General features: G+C 65.5%; 17 protein-coding genes and 1 riboswitch. Of the genes, 9 read left to right on the forward strand and 8 right to left on the reverse strand.

All coding sequences use genetic code 11. The annotated features are described in order from the left end of the window. Positions 1–8 precede the first annotated feature (8 nt). Positions 9–104, forward strand: a riboswitch (TPP riboswitch). 71 nt (positions 105–175) lie between these two features. Next, the gene (locus A9K58_RS13415; protein ID WP_065199791.1) at positions 176–2,365 is read left to right on the forward strand and encodes a TonB-dependent receptor; all 2,190 of its coding nucleotides are present in this window, start codon (positions 176–178) and stop codon (positions 2,363–2,365) included. An 8-nt stretch (positions 2,366–2,373) separates the two neighbouring features. Next, positions 2,374–2,946, forward strand: a complete 573-nt coding sequence (pnuC, locus tag A9K58_RS13420; protein ID WP_065199818.1) for a nicotinamide riboside transporter PnuC — start codon at positions 2,374–2,376, stop codon at positions 2,944–2,946. A gap of 4 nt (positions 2,947–2,950) precedes the next feature. Here pnuC and A9K58_RS13425 read toward each other — a convergent pair whose 3' ends face one another. Further along, the gene (locus A9K58_RS13425) at positions 2,951–3,925 is read right to left on the reverse strand and encodes a Dyp-type peroxidase (RefSeq protein WP_065199792.1); all 975 of its coding nucleotides are present in this window, start codon (positions 3,923–3,925) and stop codon (positions 2,951–2,953) included. Between the two features lie 214 nt (positions 3,926–4,139). After that, on the reverse strand, positions 4,140–4,715 hold the full coding sequence (locus A9K58_RS13430; protein WP_065199793.1) for an OmpO family porin: 576 nt from the start codon (positions 4,713–4,715) through the stop codon (positions 4,140–4,142). A 206-nt stretch (positions 4,716–4,921) separates the two neighbouring features. Between A9K58_RS13430 and A9K58_RS13435 the strand changes: the two genes are divergently transcribed. Further along, a complete protein-coding gene (locus A9K58_RS13435) occupies positions 4,922–5,869 on the forward strand; it encodes a DUF2268 domain-containing putative Zn-dependent protease (protein WP_065199794.1) in 948 nt (315 codons plus the stop codon). Positions 5,870–6,173: 304 nt separating this feature from the next. Here A9K58_RS13435 and kdpC read toward each other — a convergent pair whose 3' ends face one another. The 4 genes from kdpC to A9K58_RS13455 all read right to left on the reverse strand — a co-directional run bounded on the left by kdpC (position 6,174) and on the right by A9K58_RS13455 (position 11,442). After that, the gene (gene kdpC / locus A9K58_RS13440) at positions 6,174–6,797 is read right to left on the reverse strand and encodes a potassium-transporting ATPase subunit KdpC (RefSeq protein ID WP_065199795.1); all 624 of its coding nucleotides are present in this window, start codon (positions 6,795–6,797) and stop codon (positions 6,174–6,176) included. A 9-nt stretch (positions 6,798–6,806) separates the two neighbouring features. Next, on the reverse strand, positions 6,807–8,870 hold the full coding sequence (kdpB, locus tag A9K58_RS13445; RefSeq protein WP_065199796.1) for a potassium-transporting ATPase subunit KdpB: 2,064 nt from the start codon (positions 8,868–8,870) through the stop codon (positions 6,807–6,809). A 10-nt stretch (positions 8,871–8,880) separates the two neighbouring features. Continuing rightward, positions 8,881–10,608 (reverse strand): potassium-transporting ATPase subunit KdpA, encoded by a 1,728-nt coding sequence (gene kdpA / locus A9K58_RS13450; protein ID WP_065199797.1) that lies wholly within the window; start codon positions 10,606–10,608, stop codon positions 8,881–8,883. Positions 10,609–10,713: 105 nt separating this feature from the next. Next, entirely contained in the window at positions 10,714–11,442 is a 729-nt protein-coding gene (locus tag A9K58_RS13455) for a TorF family putative porin (RefSeq protein ID WP_065199798.1), read from the reverse strand. Between the two features lie 356 nt (positions 11,443–11,798). Here A9K58_RS13455 and A9K58_RS13460 point away from each other — a divergent pair, with 356 nt between their 5' ends. From A9K58_RS13460 to A9K58_RS13480, 5 genes are all read left to right on the forward strand, one after another. After that, positions 11,799–12,071: a hypothetical protein gene (locus tag A9K58_RS13460; protein WP_065199799.1), complete on the forward strand. Its 273-nt coding sequence runs from the start codon at positions 11,799–11,801 to the stop codon at positions 12,069–12,071. A 157-nt stretch (positions 12,072–12,228) separates the two neighbouring features. After that, positions 12,229–12,921 carry a L,D-transpeptidase gene (locus A9K58_RS13465; protein ID WP_065199800.1) on the forward strand — a complete coding sequence of 231 codons (693 nt, stop codon included), beginning with the start codon at positions 12,229–12,231 and terminating at the stop codon, positions 12,919–12,921. A gap of 415 nt (positions 12,922–13,336) precedes the next feature. Beyond that, positions 13,337–13,600 (forward strand): helix-turn-helix domain-containing protein, encoded by a 264-nt coding sequence (locus A9K58_RS13470; RefSeq protein WP_065199801.1) that lies wholly within the window; start codon positions 13,337–13,339, stop codon positions 13,598–13,600. Beyond that, positions 13,597–14,979, forward strand: a complete 1,383-nt coding sequence (locus tag A9K58_RS13475; protein WP_081284066.1) for a HipA domain-containing protein — start codon at positions 13,597–13,599, stop codon at positions 14,977–14,979. Before A9K58_RS13470 ends, A9K58_RS13475 begins: the two co-directional genes overlap by 4 nt. 505 nt (positions 14,980–15,484) lie before the next feature. Further along, positions 15,485–15,859: a hypothetical protein gene (locus A9K58_RS13480; protein ID WP_065199802.1), complete on the forward strand. Its 375-nt coding sequence runs from the start codon at positions 15,485–15,487 to the stop codon at positions 15,857–15,859. Positions 15,860–15,888: 29 nt separating this feature from the next. Here A9K58_RS13480 and A9K58_RS13485 read toward each other — a convergent pair whose 3' ends face one another. Beyond that, entirely contained in the window at positions 15,889–16,572 is a 684-nt protein-coding gene (locus A9K58_RS13485; RefSeq protein ID WP_065199803.1) for a hypothetical protein, read from the reverse strand. A 135-nt stretch (positions 16,573–16,707) separates the two neighbouring features. Here A9K58_RS13485 and A9K58_RS13490 point away from each other — a divergent pair, with 135 nt between their 5' ends. Next, positions 16,708–17,163: a YybH family protein gene (locus A9K58_RS13490; RefSeq protein ID WP_065199804.1), complete on the forward strand. Its 456-nt coding sequence runs from the start codon at positions 16,708–16,710 to the stop codon at positions 17,161–17,163. Between the two features lie 25 nt (positions 17,164–17,188). Here A9K58_RS13490 and A9K58_RS13495 read toward each other — a convergent pair. Further along, positions 17,189–17,741: transposase (locus tag A9K58_RS13495; protein WP_155760492.1), on the reverse strand; the 553-nt coding region annotated here is incomplete at its 5' end.

Raw genomic sequence — 17,741 nt, forward strand, 5'->3', positions numbered from 1 at the left:
GAAATGACCACCTGAAGCGGGGGTGCCTGGATCTGCCAGGCTGAGAGAGTCCCTTGGAACCTGATCCGGTTTGCACCGGCGTAGGGAGCTTTGAGCCACAGCCACACCCCCCGTTGCGGGCCGGTGCAGCTGCGCGCCGTCGCTTCGTCTCCCTTGTTGTCCGAAGACGAACCGAATGAACCGCTGCCTGCGCCCCACCCTGCTCTCCCTTGCCCTCTGCGCCGCGTTGCCGCTGCACGCCAGCGAAGCCGATGCGTCCACCGATGCGGCTGCCACCGGCGCCGAGCGCTCGCCGACCGAACTGGCGGCCGTGCGCGTGCAGGCCGGCAGACCCAAGGCGGACACCTCCCGCGTCAACGCCTTCGGTGGCGGCAGCTGGAAGGACACGCCGGCCTCGGTGAACGTGCTCGAGCGCGACTACCTCGACCGCCGCCAGGTGCGTTCGCTGTCCGAACTGGCCAGCAACGACGCCGCGCTGGGCGATGCGTATGCGCCGGTGGGCTACTACCAGAACATCGCCATCCGTGGCTTCGCGCTGGACGCCGCCACGGGCTACCGCTTCAACGGCCTGTCCATCGCCGGCGAACAGCGCCTGGCACTGGAGAACGTGCAATCGGTGGAAATCCTCAAGGGCGAAGCCGGCCTGGCCGCGGGCGTGATGGCGCCGGGCGGCATCATCAACTACATCGGCAAGCGCCCTGCCGAAGTGCGCACCGCCACGCTCGGGACCGACTCGGAAGGCTCGCGCTACATCGCCGTCGATGCCGGACACTGGATCACCCCGCGATTCGGCGTACGCCTGAACGCCGCATGGGATTCCAGCCATTCCTATGTCGAGCACGCCGATGGCCGCCGCAACTTCTATTCGTTGGCCGCCGACTGGCTGATCGGCGAGCGCGGCAAGCTGGAAGTGGATGCCAACTACCAGACCAGCTCGCAGCGCTCGGTATCGGGCTACCAGCTGCTTGGCGCGCGTGAGCTGCCGCGCGGCGTTGATCGCGAGCACCTGCTCGGCTACCAGCCTTGGCAGCGCCCGGTGGATATCGCCAGCACCAACATCACCGCGCTGCACACCTACGATTTCAGTGAGGCCTGGCAGTCACGCGTCTCGGTCGGCTACAGCCGTTCGGTGATCGATGACAACGTCGCCTTCGCCTATGGGTGTTATTACGCCACGCAATGCGCCGATGGCAGCGTGCCAGGCAATTACTTCGCGCCCAACGGCGACTACGATGTCTACGACTACCGCAGCCCGGACGACACCCGCCGCAACCAGCAGGCGCGTGCCGAGCTGCGGGGCCGCCTCGAGACCGGCCGCGTCGGCCACCAGTTGACCGTCGGTGCCGACCACTTCCGCCGCACCGTGGACAGGCGCCCGAGCGTCAACGAGTACGTTGGCACCACCAATTTCCACGACGCGCAGGTGCCGGCGTTCGAGCCGTCGCCGGAGATGCCGGGGCCGTCTGCCCGGCGCCTGGACAGCCGCCAGACCGCGATCTTCGCGCTGGACCGGATGAGCTTCGGCGATGACTGGCAGTGGCTGGCCGGCGGACGCTTCGTGCGCCTGGACGAGCGCGCCTACGACAAGCGTGGCACCCCGCAGCGGCACAGCCGCCTGTCGCGCTTCCTGCCGCAGACCGCCGTGGTGTGGAAGGCCACCGACCAGCTCAACGCCTATGCCAGCTATGTGCGCGGCATTTCGCTGGGCCAGGAGGCACCATTCTGGACCAGCAACGCCGACACCTTCCTGCCCTCGGTGCAGTCGCGGCAACTGGAAGTGGGGGTGAAGTACGTGCCAGTCGAGGCGCTGACCCTGGGCGCGGCCGTGTTCCGCATTTCGCAGCCGTACCAATACGCAAAGCCGGACAGCAGCGATGCCGGCTACACCTTCGTCGAGGAAGGCACGCAGGCCCACACCGGCCTGGAATTGACCGCCAATGGGCAGCTGACCGATGCACTGCAGATCGTTGCCAGCGCCAGCGTGCTGCAGGCACGCGCGCGCGGCACCGGCACGCCGGCCCATGAAGGCCACCAGCTGGTGAACGTGCCGAAGGTGCGCGCCAGCGTGCACCTGGCCTATGCGCTGCCGTTCGCGCAGGGCCTGGATGTGACCGGTGGGTGGCGCTATGCCGGCGCCAATGTCGCCCGCGCCGACGGTGGCGTGCGCGCGCCGGACTACTCGGTGTTCGACGCTGGCCTGCGTTTCCAGCATCGCCTGCACGAGCGCGCGGTGACCTGGAACCTGTCGGTGGACAACGTGTTCAACCGCTTCTACTGGCGCGATACCGGCAGCAGCGGCGGTGACTATTATCTGTTCCCGGGTGCGCCACGGCAGGCTCGCCTGTCGGTGACGTTCGCGTTGTGAGCGGCGCCGTGCTCGAGTGGGCCGCGGCGCTGTGCAGCGTGCTTGGCGTCTGGCTGATGGCCCGTCGCCGGCTGGTGGCGTGGCCGGTGGGCCTGCTGTCGGTGACGTTGTACGGGCTGGTGTTCGCCGAGGCCAGGCTGTACTCGGACACCCTGCTGCAGGTCGCCTTCGGGGGTTTCCTGGTCTACGGCTGGCTCAACTGGCGGCAGCACGCAGCGGATGAAGGCAGCGTCCGCATCGTGCCATTGGCGCGCGGCAAGCTGCTGCGCGACCTGGCCATCGGCCTGTGCGGTGGCGTGGCTCTGGGCGCGGGCATGCACGCTTTCACCGATGCTGCGCTGCCATGGCTGGACGCGATGCTGACCGCACTGAGCCTGGTCGGGCAGTGGTGGCAGGCACGCCGCCACGTGGCGTGCTGGTGGATGTGGATCGCAGTGGACGTGGTCTACGTCGGCGCCTATCTGTTCAAGTCGCTGCACGTGACCGCTGCGCTGTATGTGTTCTTCCTCGGGTTGGCCGTGTTCGGCCTGCGTGCATGGACCGCGGCAGCACGCGAGCCGCAGGTTGCAGCCGCGCGTTGAGGGCCTACCGGCCCAGCTCGGCCAGCACCGTGCGCGACGGCGCGAAGAAGGTCACGCCGGTCACGGCGGTGGAAAAATCGAGGATGCGATCATGCAGGGGCGCCGGATCACCGATGAACATGCGTTCGAGCATCTTCTCGATCACCCATAGCCGGCGCGTGTAGCCGATGAAATAGGTACCGTACTCGCCGCGCCCCGGGATGGCGAACGGCATGTTGTCGCGCAGGATCTCGTGCTCGCCCTCGGCGTCCTCGATGGTGCACAGCGTCTTGTGCGACTTCTGCGCGTCGGCCGGCGCGTCGTCCAGCTCGATGTTGTCATGCTTGGTGCGGCCGATGATCGCTTCCTGCGCTTCGGTCTTCTGCGCGCGCCAGGCATCAAGGTTGTGCAGGTACTTCTGCACCACCACGTAACTGCCGCCGGCATGCTCCGGGTCTTCCTCACCCACGATCGTGGCGTCCGGCAGCGCCAACCCTTCCGGGTTGGCGGTGCCATCGACGAAGTCGAGCAGGTCGCGACCATCGAAATAGCGGAATCCGGCCACATCATCGACCGCTTCCACCGCATCGCCGAAGGCCAGCAGCAGGTTGCGCTCGAACGCAACGATCAGGTCCATGGTGCGCGCGCGGATGTGATACAGCAGGTCCCCCGGCGTGGATACTGCAGTGTGGGCGGCGCCCTTGATCTCGCGGAACGGCTTCAGCTCGCGCGGCGGCGTGGTCCCCACCAGCGGCCGCCACACGCGGTGGCCGATGGCCACGTTGCAGGTGAAGGTGCGCTCGATCTCGCGGATGGCGGTGTTCTTGATCAGGTCGTCGGTGCTGGCCAGCACCTCGCGCGCCCTGGCGATCGAGGCCTCGTCATCCTTCACCTTCAGCACCAGGAATGCCGCCGAGTGGGTCAGTGGCGCGGTGATCTGCTGCGGCTCGTTGTCGAGCGTGTGGTTGACGGCGGTGATCTGGGCGGGCTGGGTGTTCACGGTGTTCCTGCGGGCTCTAGGCGGGTGCATCGCCTGTGGCGATGTGCCGGCGATCATAGCCGAACACGGCCGGTCGCAATGGAGCGGTTCTCAGTACGGATCACGCCGCATGGCGCCGGAAAAGAAGAAGCCCGGCGCGAGGCCGGGCTTCGGTTGGCGTGCGGGAGAGAGAGAGTCACACGCCAGCACAACACGCTCTAACGACAGGCGCTTGTTACCAGGTGAAGCGCGGGCCCACGAACCACTCGCGGTCACCGGCCTTGGCCAGCTTCACTTCGCCACTCAGGCCCCAGTTCGGGTTGAACTTGGCGGTGGCGCCGACGCGGCCATAGAACTCACCGTCCGGGTTGATGCCATGCTTCTTGCTGTAATCCTCGTACCCGGCCATCACGTAGCCTTCCACGTAGGGATTGAACGCAGTGCGCACGCCCACTTCAGTGGAGTAACCGTTGAAGTCCAGGCCGTGCTTCATGTCAAACTTCTGGTAGGCAACACGGGCCACCAGATCGGTATTCGGTGCGACGCCGTAGTTGTAACCGGCACCGATGCGCCACTGGTCGACGTCATTCTTGAACGTATCGGTCTCCTGCGCGCTGTAGTCGCCGAAGATGTGGAAGTTCGGATGCACCGCCACGGAACCCTTCACCTTCCAACCGTCGGCGTCGCCGCCCTTGGCGTCGGTGTTCACGTAGCCGCCTTCAACGTAGTTGTACGACAGGCCGTCGGTTGCCGATGCAGCGAACGGCAGGGCAGCCAGGAGACCCAGGGCAAGCAGCGAATTCTTGTTCATCGGGACACACCTTTAATTATTTTGGTTTTGCCGGCCGCCTCCCGGGAGGGGGAGAGAGAAGAGGCGGTCGACAGGTGTGAATTATCCGTCAGGGGGTCTAATCGGCCCTGAATATTGAACTGACTGGTGTATAAATAAGGCTACCATTCAGGGAACTCCGCATGGCATTGCAGTCGGCTTCTTGCCCGCACCTCGCTCGACGCTTGATGCGGGTGCTGATCCTGGTCGCCTCACCGGTTGCGCTGCTGCAGGCGCAGGCGGCTGAGCGCGTCGTTCCTGCCAGGCACATCGTCATGCAGACAGACGATGTCACGCGTTTCTTCCAGGTGCTGGATGCCAGCGGTGGGAAGCCGAGTACCGAAGATCTGCAACACGGTTATCTGGATGCGGGTACGGATGCCCTGCGCAGCTTCACCGACAGCCGTATCGGCTCAATGGAGCGGTTGGCCAAGGCTATCCAGGACAAGCCGGCATTGTTTGCGAAAGCAAGAACCTGTGCGGCGGCATTGCCGGAGATCCGCGATCGGGTTGGCGAAGCACTCGTTCGGTTGGGCACTCTGCTTCCATCGGCACGCTTTCCTCCGGTCACCGTACCGGTCGGCCGGGGAAACAGCGGCGGCGTTACCACCGAGGATGGCGTGGTGATTGGACTGGAAGCGCTGTGCAACGCCGATTGGATGCAGCCCGATGCCGGCGACCGTTTCGTGCACCTTATTGCCCATGAGTACGTGCACGTGCAACAGCCAGGTGCACGCGTGGAGGTCGGGCAACCCACGCTGCTCTATCAGGCGTTGCTTGAAGGCGGCGCCGAGTACGTGGGCGAGATGATCTCCGGTCAACCGGCCAACGCGCATCTGCGTCGTTGGGCGCAGGGCCGCGAGTGCGTGCTGGAGCGCACCTTCCTGCAGAACAGCGCAGGCACTGATCTTTCGCAGTGGTTGTACAACGGCCCCGGCGATGAAGCACGACGCGGAGATCTCGGATACTGGATCGGCTACCGCATTGCCCGCGACTATGTTTCCCGTGCGCCAGACAGGACCAGGGCCATCGCCACGCTGCTGGATGTGCGCCCCGGCGACGCCGTGGTGTTGCTTGAAGCCAGCCGATGGCGGCCTGCGTGTGCTGGCGGCGACGCGATGCCGACACTTCGATGAAATCCGCTCCATGCTGATGAGTACATTGTTCTGAAAAGGCACACGGCAGGCGGGCCGATGCACGAGTGCCTTCCAGCTTCCCCAGACGAAGGAGGGAGTGGAAATGAAACTGACCAAGCGGCACACCAACGCGGCACACGCCATCACCGTCGCCATCGTGGCCGCCGTAAGCCTTGGCGCTTGCCTAATTCCCTCCGATCTGCACAAACCATGAATTCAGTTGCTGCGCCAACTATGGTGTAAGGCCCACTCCTAGCGCTGCTGCTTGCCCGCGAGCGTGCCTGCCCTTAACCATGCCGCAGGATCACTTCGCCCGCGCCGATGACGATGCCCGGTCCAGCGCCAGATTGAGTTCCAGCACGTTCACGCGCGCCGCGCCGTACAGCCCGAAGCGCGGGCCTTCGGTGTGCTCGGCCAGCAGCCTGCTCACCACCGACGGATCCATGCCCCTCGCCTTCGCCACGCGCTGCACCTGGATGCGCGCCGCGGCAGGCGAAATGTGCGGATCGATGCCGCCGCCCGACTGTGTCACCAGGTCACTGGGGACCGCGTCCAGGGCGACGCCTTCGCGGGCCGCCACGGCGGCCCTGGCGTCGTCCAGGCGCTTGCGCAGGTCGGGGTTGCTCCTGGCCTGGTTGCTACCGGCCAGGGCCATCACGTCGTACGCCGCCGCCGATGGTCGTGGCTGGAAGTAGCGAAGGTCGGCGAATGGCTGCGCGACCAGCGACGAACCGACGACGTGGCCATCGCGCTCGACCAGGCTGCCGCCTGCAGCATCGGCGAAGAGCAGCGTGCCAAGCTGGGTGGCGGCGAGCGAATAGGCCAGGCCAAACCCCAGCAGCGAGGTGGCCGCAAGGCCGATCGACGCGCGCCACACGCTGCTGCGCGAACGCAGGTTGTTTCCGGTAGGTTCAATGAAAGTGTTCATGGAATGTCCTCAGGCACCGAACAGCGCAGCCAGCGCCATGTCGATCAGTTTGATGGCGGGGAACGGCAGCAGCACGCCGCCCAGGCCGTAGACCAGCACATTGCGGCGCAGCAGCGCGGTGGCACTGGCGGCGCGGAAACGAACGCCGCGCAGGGCCAGCGGGATCAGGATGGGAATGATGATGGCGTTGAAGATCAGCGCGGCCACCACGGCGTTGGTCGGGCTGGACAGATGCATTACGTTCAGCGCTGCCATCGACGGCACCGCCGCGAACATCGCCGGCAGGATCGCGAAGTACTTGGAGACATCATTGGCCAGCGAGAACGTGGTCAGTGCGCCACGGGTGATGAGCTGCTGCTTGCCCACTTCCACCACCTGCAGCAGCTTGGCCGGATCCGAATCCAGATCGACCATGTTGCCGGCCTCCTTGGCCGCCTGCGTTCCTGAATTCATCGCCAGGCCAACGTCGGCCTGCGCCAGCGCCGGCGCATCGTTGGTACCGTCACCCACCATCGCCACCAGGCGGCCCGATGCCTGCTCCTGGCGGATGCGCGCCAGCTTGTCCTCCGGTCGCGCTTCGGCAATGTAGTCATCCACGCCGGCTTCGGCGGCGATGGCCGCGGCGGTCAGCGGGTTGTCGCCGGTGATCATCACCGTCCTGATGCCCATCGCCCGCAGCTGCGCGAACTTTTCCTTGATGCCGTGCTTGACCACGTCGGACAGCTCGATCACGCCCAGCAGGTGGCGGCCATCGGCCACTACCAGAGGCGTGGCGCCATTGCGAGCGACCTGCTCCACGCGCGCCGTCAGCTCCGGCGAGGCCTCCGTGCCCAGCGACTGCGCGTACTTCACCATGGCATCCAGCGCGCCCTTGCGGATGGCCCGCACCTGCCCGCCGGCCAGGGGCAGGTCGACACCGGACATGCGCGTGTGCGCGCTGAACGGCACGAAATGCGCGTGCTCCGGCTCTTCGATGGGGGTATTGGGTTGCCGCGCCAGCTTTACGATCGACTTGCCCTCCGGGGTTGGATCGGCCAGCGAGGAAAGCAGGGCCGCGTCGCGCAGGCGCTCCATGTCCACGCCGGCAAGCGGGTGGAAGGCAGTGGCCTGGCGATCGCCGTGGGTGATGGTGCCGGTCTTGTCCAGCAGCAGCACATCGACGTCGCCGGCCACTTCCACGGCCTTGCCGGACTTGGCCAGCACGTTGGACGACAGCGCGCGGTTCATGCCGGCAATGCCGATGGCCGGCAGCAGGCCACCGATGGTGGTCGGAATCAGGCATACCAGCAGCGCCACCAGCAACAACGGGTCCAGGGTGATGCCCACGAAACCGGCAATCGACGGCAGCGTCAGCACCACGATCAGGAAGGTGAGCGTCATGGTGACCAGCAGCAGGCCCAGCGCGACCTCATTGGGCGTCTTCTGGCGGTTTGCACCCTCCACCAGCGAGATCATGCGGTCCAGGAAGCTGTGGCCCGGTTCGGCGGTCACGCGCACCACGATTTCATCGGAGAGCACCTTGGTACCGCCGATCACGCCGGACCGGTCGGTGCCCGCCTCGCGCAGCACCGGCGCTGATTCACCCGTGACAGCCGATTCGTTGATGGTGGCCAGGCCACGGATGATCTCGCCGTCGGCGGGAACGATCTCCCCGGCAGAAACCACGACCAGGTCATCCGGCCGCAGCTCGGCAGCAGGCACGGACACTGCATTGGACAGCGCGCCGGCATCGGCAAGCCTGCGTGCCACCAGGTCCTTGCGCGCGCGCCGCAGTGACGCGGCCTGTCCGCGGCCTCGTGCCTCGGCGACGGCCTCTGCAAAGTTGGCGAACAGCACCGTGATCAGCAACAGCAGCGTCACCGTCCAACCAGTGGCGGGCGCCGCCTTGCCGGCAAGGGTCAGGCCGGCAGCCAGCAGCGTGCCCAGCCAGACCACCGCCATCACCGGGTTGCGGAAGGCGTGGCCGGGCGAGAGCTTGGCGAAAGACGCGATGACCGCGGCCTTGAACCCGGCCGCATCAAGCAATGCAGGACGGCCGGCAGGCTGCGCCTTGTGAAGCGAAGTGTCATTCATTGGGAAATCCTCAGAAGGCCTTGAGCGCCAGGTGATCGGCGACGGGGCCCAGAACCAGAACCGGCATGAACTGGAGCAGGGTCAGGATGACCACCACGGCGATCAGCGTGAGCGCGAAGGTGGGCGTCTCGACATGCAGCGTGCCGGCGCTTTCGGGCACGGCGCGCTTGCGCGCGAGCCTCGCCGCGATGACCAGCGGGATGATCAGCGCCGGGTAGCGCCCCAGCGCCAGCACCATCGAACAGGTCAGGTTCCACCAGTACGTTGCGTCGCCCAGCCCCTCGAAACCGGAGCCGTTGTTGGCGAATGCCGAGGTGAATTCATAGAAGACCTGGCTGATACCGTGGAAGGAAGGATTGGAATTGCCGGTCAGGCTGGGCACGGCCAGGGTGATGGCGGTAAGCGAGAGCAGCACCAGCGGCTGCAGCAGCACCAGCACCGCCAGCAGCTTCACTTCCGGCGCTTCGATCTTGCGGCCGAACAGTTCGGGCGTGCGGCCGGTCATCAGGCCGGCGAGGAACACGCTCAGCAGCAGGTACACGATGAACTGCTGCAGGCCACAACCGATTCCGCCCCAGATGGCATTGACCAGCATGTTGCCAAGGGTCACCAGGCCGGTCAGCGGCGCAACCGAGTCGTGCATGGCGTTGACCGAGCCGTTCGATGTCTGCGTGGTCAATGCAGCCCACAGCGCCGACGGTTCGGCACCGAAACGGACCTCCTTGCCCTCCATCAACGCAATGTCGGTGGAGGTGGAGGAAAGCGATTCAGACCAGAGCGCGACACCTGCCGATACCAGCGACATCGACAGCATCGTGCCCACCACCAGGGCGGTGAAACGGCGACGCCCGGTGAAACTACCGACCATGAAGGCGACACTGACCGGTATCAGGATCAGTGCCAGTGTTTCCAGCAGGTTCGACAGGGCGGTCGGGTTTTCCAGCGGCACGCTGCTGTTGGGGCCATACCAGCCACCCCCGTTGGTGCCGAGCTGCTTGGCTGCGACCATCGGCGCCACCGGGCCCAGCGGGATCTTCTGTTCAGCCAGGCCCGCCGACGCATCGATCGGCGTGGCCACCGGCCCACCATCCAGCGTGGACGGCACGCCCTGCCAGGTCAGCAGCAGCGACCACAGCAGGCACAGCGGCAGCATCAGGCGCACGCCCGGACGGATGACGTCGGCCCAGTAATTGCCCAGGTCGGGCTCGTCCCGCGCATGCCCGGCCTCCACAGCCGGCTGCGCATCCGCGCCGGCCGCACGGGTACGGCCACCGAACAGCCCGCGCAGGGTAGCTGCGACCAGCGCCAGGCCCATCATGGGAGTGACCACCTGCAGGCCGACAATGCCGGTCATCTGCGCGAAGTACGACAGCTGCGCCTGCCCGGAGTAGTGCTGCTGGTTGGTGTTGGTCAGGAACGAGACCATGGTGTGCAGCGCCAGGTCCCAACGCATGTTCGGCGCATGGTTGGGATTGAGCGGCAACCAGGCCTGGGTCATGAAGATGCCAAGGACCAGCACCGCCAGGACCAGGTTGCTGGCCAGGAACGCGGTGACGTACTGCCTCCAGCCCATGCCCTGGCCGGGCGTGACACCCAGGATGCGGTAGAGCGGCCGCTCGATCAGGCCGAAGAAGCGGTCACCCCGCATGGGGTTGCCACGCATGACGGCCGCCAGATAGCGGCCAAGGGGCCAGCCCAGCAGCAGGGCCAGCGCAAACACGGAAAGGAACTCGAACATGGGATGTCCCACCTGGTGGTTGATGGATCAAAGGCACCGGCGCGCCAGCACCGGCATCCCCGATGGCAGGGGCGCGGTGATGGCAGCGCGGCGCCGTGGTTCAGCTCAGAAGGAGGCCTGCAGGGCAGCCTCGATGCGCGAACCGGCCTGATCCGGGAACAGGCGCTTGGCCGCCGAGTCGGTGGCATGCGCGGTCACGCGCAGCTCGAACGGCGCCTTGAACGCCCAGATACCGCTCAGCTGCCCGTGGGTGTAGCGCTCGTTGTAGGCCTCCTCCAGCCAGTAGTGGCCAACGGCCGCCTCGAGGCGCACGGTGTCGCTGACCGGCAACCTGCCACCCAGCTGCGCGTAGACACCGCGCTCGCCGGTCGCCAGCGCATCCGGCGAGTACGCGACCTGCAGCCAGTAGTTCTGCTTCCAGGTCAGGGTGCTGTTCAGTTCGGTCCAGTTGAGATCCACCGTGGTGGAGGGATACCGGTAATGGGTCAGGTTGACATCCAGTGCCCAGTCGTCGGCCAGGCCGCCCGACCAGCCGGCGACGAAATCCAGTTCGCTGCTGGCATGTGTTTCGGGTGCGAACTCGACATTGGAGCCCCACACCGAGGCATACCAGCCTGGACCGGCGCTGGCCTTGAAACCGGCCTGTACGGCGGCGTCGCCCTGGGTCTGGCTGGAACCCCGCCACACATAGTCATTGGCAAGGGCAGCGGTGCCGGTGAAGGTCGCGGCGTGGCTCTGGAACGCAGCGCCTGCGCAGAGCGCGAGCCCGGCCAGGGCGCGAACGGCCATCGCGCCGGCCATCGGCCGCTGGCCTGGGAAAAGATGCAGGGACATGAAATTCAACAACTCGCAGATGGCTATTCAGCCGATGCGGAAATTGTCCGTTCGCCCCCTGTAAAAAGCCCATTGGCGGCCCAGCGAGCGTGCGTAAATTCTTCATAACGTTTGCTCGGTCCGGCGCACTCGCAGGGCAACCGGCTTGCCTCCCGCTGCGTGCGGGATTGATGAATGCGCAGGCACGCAAGGCGCTGCAAGCGCTCCTGCGTGCTGAACAGCTCGCTTACGGAATTCGGCCCTGGAGCAGAATTTCACAGGCCATCCACGTCTTCCAACTGCAGCTGAAAGCACGTGGTAGCGTTGGGAACAAAGGCCGCTATATTCCAGACTCCCCAGACAAAGGAGGGAGTGGAATGAACCTGACTTCGCAACACCTGAAGATGGCCCGCGCACTCGGCGTGGCAATCATCGCCACCATCAGCCTCGGCGCCTGCGCCACCTACAAGGACGAGTTTGCAACCATCAACTCGCGCCTCGACCAGCTCGACGTGAAGGTGCAGGGCGCCGCCCAGAGCGCCGAATCCGCCAATCAGTCCGCACAACAGGCCAACCAGCGCCTGGATCAGATTGAAGGCCGCGTCCAGCAGCTTGAAAGGGCCCCGGCCGGTCGCAAGCCCCGCGGCTGATCGCTCCCTCACCCTTTGAATTGATCCACCTCTGTATCGGGAACCAGTGGCCTTCGCCGGCCACTGGCATCCTTCCACCCAGGATTGCATTGCAAGGAGCCGTCCCATTCGTACCTCCTCCTCCCCTGCACGCCGCGCCCTCCATGCCGCACTGGCGATGGCACTGGCCGTTGCGTGCAGCGGCGCAGCCAGCGCCAAGGGCAAGGACAAGGAAGCGCCTGAACAGCGAATTGCCGCCGTTGATGAACTTCCGCCCGACCAGAGCGTGTCCGAAACAGTGATCGAGCTGGCCGGCTGGGTGGTTGCCAGCAAGGACAACCAGGGTTACCCGTTCGCCATCATGGACAAGGCCGCCGCGCAGGTTCTGATCTTCGGCGGCGACGGTAAGCTGCGCGGCGCCGCACCGGCGCTGTTCGGCTCGGCCATCGGCGATCACTCGGCCCCCGGCGTGGCCAAGCTCGCGCTGAGCGCGATCCCCGGACACGACCGCACCACGCCTGCGGGCCGCTTCATTGGTGGCTACGGCCCGTCCGACGATGCCGGGCGCGTGCTGTGGGTGGACTACGATTCCGCCGTGTCGATGCACCCGCTGCCGCCGGGCAGCCCGAAAGAAAAGCGCGCCGAACGGTTGGCCTCGCCCTCGCCGGACGACAACCGCGTCACCCACGGCTGCATCAACGTCTCACCCGCGTTTTACGAGCAGATCGTGCACTCCACGTTCGAGAAGGGCGGTGTGTTCTACATCCTGCCGGACAAGGATTCGATCGCGAAGACGTTCCCGGAGTTCGCGCAGAGCCGTGGGGATGCCAAGGAAGACGACGAGAAGGGCGCGCGGCGCGCGAGCAGGTAGCGGTCGCTTCGCGTGCGGCCCTGGTTGGTAGTGGCCCGCGTGCGACCACGCCTGAGCCTGCGCTCCAGGCAGAGTTTCCCGGACACATTCCTGGCGGGCTCCACCTGGCCCCGATGCATCGCGCACGTCCCGCCGTCGTGGCGCTGCCCATGAACGGAGAAGGCATGGCACTCCGTATCACACCAGAAAATCCTTTCAATAATGAGGATTTCTGGCGAACACGGCATCCTTGCGAATAAATCCTTATGCTAATGAGGATTTCACGGCATCCAGACCTTTTCCATAGAATTCCTCAAGAATGCAAGGATTCTCGGGGACCTCCGGTCCTGCGTGAAAAATCCTTACGGCAATGAGGATTATATGATATAGACGATGGGTCGAATCCGGAGCGTCAGGCTCTGCTGGGGAGTTCCCGTTGAAGATCAGGCTCGAGAAGGCTGAGGCCTTGGGACCATTGGTGAGAGCCGCCCGCAAGCATCAGGGGCTGCGCCAGGATGCAACCGCCGAAGGCATCGGGGTCAGCGAGAATTTCCTGGCCAAGGTCGAACGCGGCGGTACCACGGTGCAATGGGGCAAGTTGTTCACCGTGCTTGACGAGCTGGGGCTGCATGTCGAAATCGACGTGCCGGACGAAGCCATGGCCCTTCTGACAAGACGTGCCAACGGGAAGGTGCCATGAGCGCCCCCCGTATCGACCTCAAGGATGTCATTACAACGACCGTTCTGTCTGGACTGCACTATCCGCGTCCACCACGCGAACTGCAGGTCAGCATCGATGAAGCGCCGGTAGGCCGCCTGACCGAGGCAGCAAACCTGTGGCGCTTCACCTATGCGCCGGAGTGGCTCGGCAACGCACATCGGTTTCCGCTGGCACCCGCATTGCCACTGCAGGAAGCCGCCATCGCCGATGGCTCCAGCCAGCGCCCGGTGCAGTGGTATTTCGACAACCTGCTGCCGGAAGAGCAACAACGCACACTGATGGCAACCGATGCCAGGGTGGATGGCGCCGATGCGTTCGCCTTGCTGGCCGCCTACGGCGCGGAATCGGCTGGCTCGTTGACGCTGCTCCCGCCCGGGACGCACCTGCTCCCCGGTGGCAGGGAACCGCTGCCCGATATGGAACTCTCCAGACGTATCCAGGGGCTGCCACGTACATCGCTCGCCGCCGGCGCCGCCAAGCGCATGTCACTGGCAGGTGCCCAGCACAAGCTGGCCATCATCGAGGTGGGGGAGGAACTCTACCAGCCTCTGGGCGACGAGCCCTCGACCCACATCCTCAAGCCTGACAGCACCAGCAGCAGTTACCCGCACAGTGTGGTCAACGAATGGTTCGTGATGCGCCTTGCACAGCGCATGGGGCTGCAGGTGCCGAAGATCAAGCGCCGCTACGTACCGGAGCCGGTCTTCATCATCGAGCGCTTTGATCGCGAAATCACCGCCGACGCCATCCACCGCCGGCACGCGATCGACGCCTGCCAGCTGCTCAACCTCGACCGTCAGTTCAAGTACGCGCTCGGCAGCATCGACACCCTGAGGGTCATCGTCGAGCAATGCAGAAGCAAGCTCAAGACGCGCGTCCGCCTGTTCGACTGGTTGATCTTCAATGTACTCACCGGCAACAACGATGCGCACCTGAAGAACCTGAGCTTCCTGGTCGACAGCAGGGGCATCGAATTGGCCCCCCACTACGACCTGCTGTCCACCGCATGTTACGAGACCCGCGCGTATGCCGGCGAGGGCGCACGTTGGCCAGAACGCTCGGAACTGTCGTGGCCCATTCTCGGTGTCGCGCGCTTCCACGATCTTCGTTTCGAGCATCTGGTTTCTGCCGGTGAAGCCCTGGGCTTGGGAAGGCCAGCCGCCACCCGGCAGCTGCGCCATCAGATCGACCGCATCGCGAGCGAAGCCCAGTCGCTTTACGCAGAGGTGCTGCAGGAAAACCAGCAATGGCTGACCCGTTTCGACATCGGCCCAACCCTGGAAGGCGAGGTGCATTTCCTGAGAACACTGGTCCACGTGATCATCGCCGACATGGTGAGGCAGCTTTCGCCGGCGTGATGCGGATCTGCCGCCATTCCCGCTGCTGCTCCTAGCCATCCGGCGCCGCTGCCTACCGGCCGGCGCGATCGTGTCGCTTTTGCCCATTGCCGGTGCGGCGTCCGAGGGCCCCAACCACGACCGCTGTCGCATATTCCCATGCCATTAAGGCCGTTGCGCCGCCTACATCTGCGGCAGCTCAACAGCGTGCAAGAATGCCGGAAGCGTCTTTGATCCAGCGTTGAATGCAACTCTTCTGATTGGCACTGCGCAGCGACACGCGTACAGATGGTGGGGCCACCAGAAAAAGGGTGGCCGGGCCTCGAAAACCCGTGCTTCTGTTTGATTGCGCTTGCCCGCCGGCGTCACCTCGCGTGGCGCCGGCGGGCAATCCGTCAGCCGGTCATGGCGGGCGGAGCGTGGAGGCCTTGCGCCTGCCGGTTCAACAGAAGCCCGGTTTTCGAGCCACGTCTCCGCCCGCCACCTTCGTGTGGCGGCAACCGCCTGTCCTGCACGGAGCACTGCCATGACCCCACCGGACTTCCCTCGCCTGCATCCGCATCACTCGCCCACCAACGCAGGTGAGTCGCCAGCGCACGCGGCTGCGACCGATCCGAATGCCTTCCTCGCCACGCTCCACCGCATTGGCAAAGGCGCGGCAGCCGATGGCCAACCCTGGCCGGAGCGTCACCAGATGCCGGGCCGTTGCATGGCACTGGCCGATGCGGACTGCGCGCTGGCAGGCCAGCGCGTGACGCTGGAACTGCTGCTGGCTGCCGAGCGCGTGCGCCAGAACGGCGCCGAGACCGAGTACGTGGGTGATCGGGTCCTGGAAGGACTGGCAATGGCCGCGCTGGCACTGAACGCGCAGATCGGCATGCGGATGCGGCCGGAGGAGTAACGCCGAGTGTCACCCGGCGGTACCCTCGATCACTCGCAGGACGCGCCCTCATCCTTCAGCATCGCTTCGTCCAGCGGTTGTTCGCGCTCGATCAGCGCGCGCTGTTCGTCAGTCGGCTCACCGAGCCACCAGACTCTGCAGCGGGCGGTGAGGCGGCCGACCATCGTCGCCTGGGCCGGCGAGTACAGCATCGCCAGCGCGGTGGTCGGGCACTGGTGTGCCTGGCAGGCGGTGTAGAACCACCATGTCTCGCCCTGCAGTTGATACGGTTGGCCGGGTGCACTGGGGCCGCTGAGCAGGCGCGCGCGCAGTGGCTTGATCGCCTTGTCGGAGGATTCAGCGTCCTGCGTGCCCTTCATCAACGCATCGAACGCCGCCAGCACCTTCGGGTCCTTGCGGCCGCAGTCGTCCACGCTGTTGCCGCCGACCAGAGTGAAGAAGTAGGTCGCCAGCGGGTCGTCCGTGCAGGCCAGTTCGGCATCTGCTGCCGGTGGCGGCTCGCTTTCCGGCTCGCCTTCGTTGTCCCATACGGAAGGGACCACGCCGTCTTCGATGGACGGTTCGGTCGCGGCCACCGTGGCCGTGGCGGCCGCTGCTTCGACGGTCGCGGCGGGCGTTGCCGTATGCGCGGATTCTGCAGCCCGTTCCGGAGCCTGCCCGCAGGCTGCCAGCAACGCGATCATCATCGCCATCCCTGTGATTCGCTTCTTCATTCCGTATCCTTGTCTGATCTGCGGTGCATCTGCCACGTGAGCGGCTGGGTGATTCTAGCCAGCGCCGCGCCAGGGCGCTCCCGCATCCTTCCATCATCATCGGGGTACGGACACATGCGCGGTATCCGACTCGCCATGGGCTTCTGCAGCGCCCTGCTGCTGGCCACGCCGGCAATCACCCGCGGCGCTGAAGGCACGCAGCCTGCGCGCCCCCTTCCCGATGCAGCACTGCCGGCGGCGCTGGATCGCGTGCTGCGCGACTACGAACAGGCGTGGCGCAGCGGCGATGCCAAGGCGTTGGCCGCGCTGTTTGCCGAAGACGGCTTTGTCCTGCAGAGCAACCAGCCACCGGTCCGCGGACGTGGCGGAATCCAGGCGGCGTACGCCGGCCAGGGCGGCAGCCCGCTGCGGCTGCGTGCGCTGGCCTACTCGGTCGATGGGAACACCGGCTACATCATCGGTGCCTACCGCTACGGCGACACTGTGGCGGACACCGGCAAGTTCACGCTGACGTTGACGCGCGTGGGCAATGGGCCGTGGTTGATCTTCTCGGACATGGACAATGGCAACGCGCCGCCGCGCGCGCGGTGATGGGGTTGCAGTAGCAACTGTCTTGTCAGGGGCAGCCGGGGGTCACCTCGGCGTCCCGCTTGCGGGCGTTGAGGATTACCAGCATTTTGCGCATAACCGCCACGAGCGCCACCTTGCTCGCTTTGCCCTTGGCCTTCAAGCCAGCGTAAAACGCGCGCAGTCTCGGCTCGTACCGGATGGCGGTGAGGGCCGCCATGTAAAGGGCTTCGCGCACCACCGCGCGCCCACCACTGATGCGTCGCTGACCCTGCCAAGTGCCACTTTCGCGGTTCATCGGGGCCAAACCCACCAGTGATGCTATGGCTTTGCTTCCCAAACTGCCCAGTTCCGGGAGCTCGCAGGCCAGCGTACTGATCAGGATGGGTCCGACGCCTTTGAGCGCGCCGATATTCTTCCAGCCAGGCTGTCCCTCAAGCTGCTCGGCAATAGCTTTATCCAATTGTTTCAGGTCGTCAGATAGCTGAGCTATATGGCGCTGCTTCATCGCAATCAGATCCGGATCGACCAATCGCCGCAAGCGCTGCATCTCACTGACCCGCATCTGCACCAGATGCCTGCGGCATTGTGCAAACTCAGAC

It is taken from the genome of Stenotrophomonas maltophilia (assembly GCF_001676385.1).
Classification (GTDB): domain Bacteria; phylum Pseudomonadota; class Gammaproteobacteria; order Xanthomonadales; family Xanthomonadaceae; genus Stenotrophomonas; species Stenotrophomonas maltophilia_J.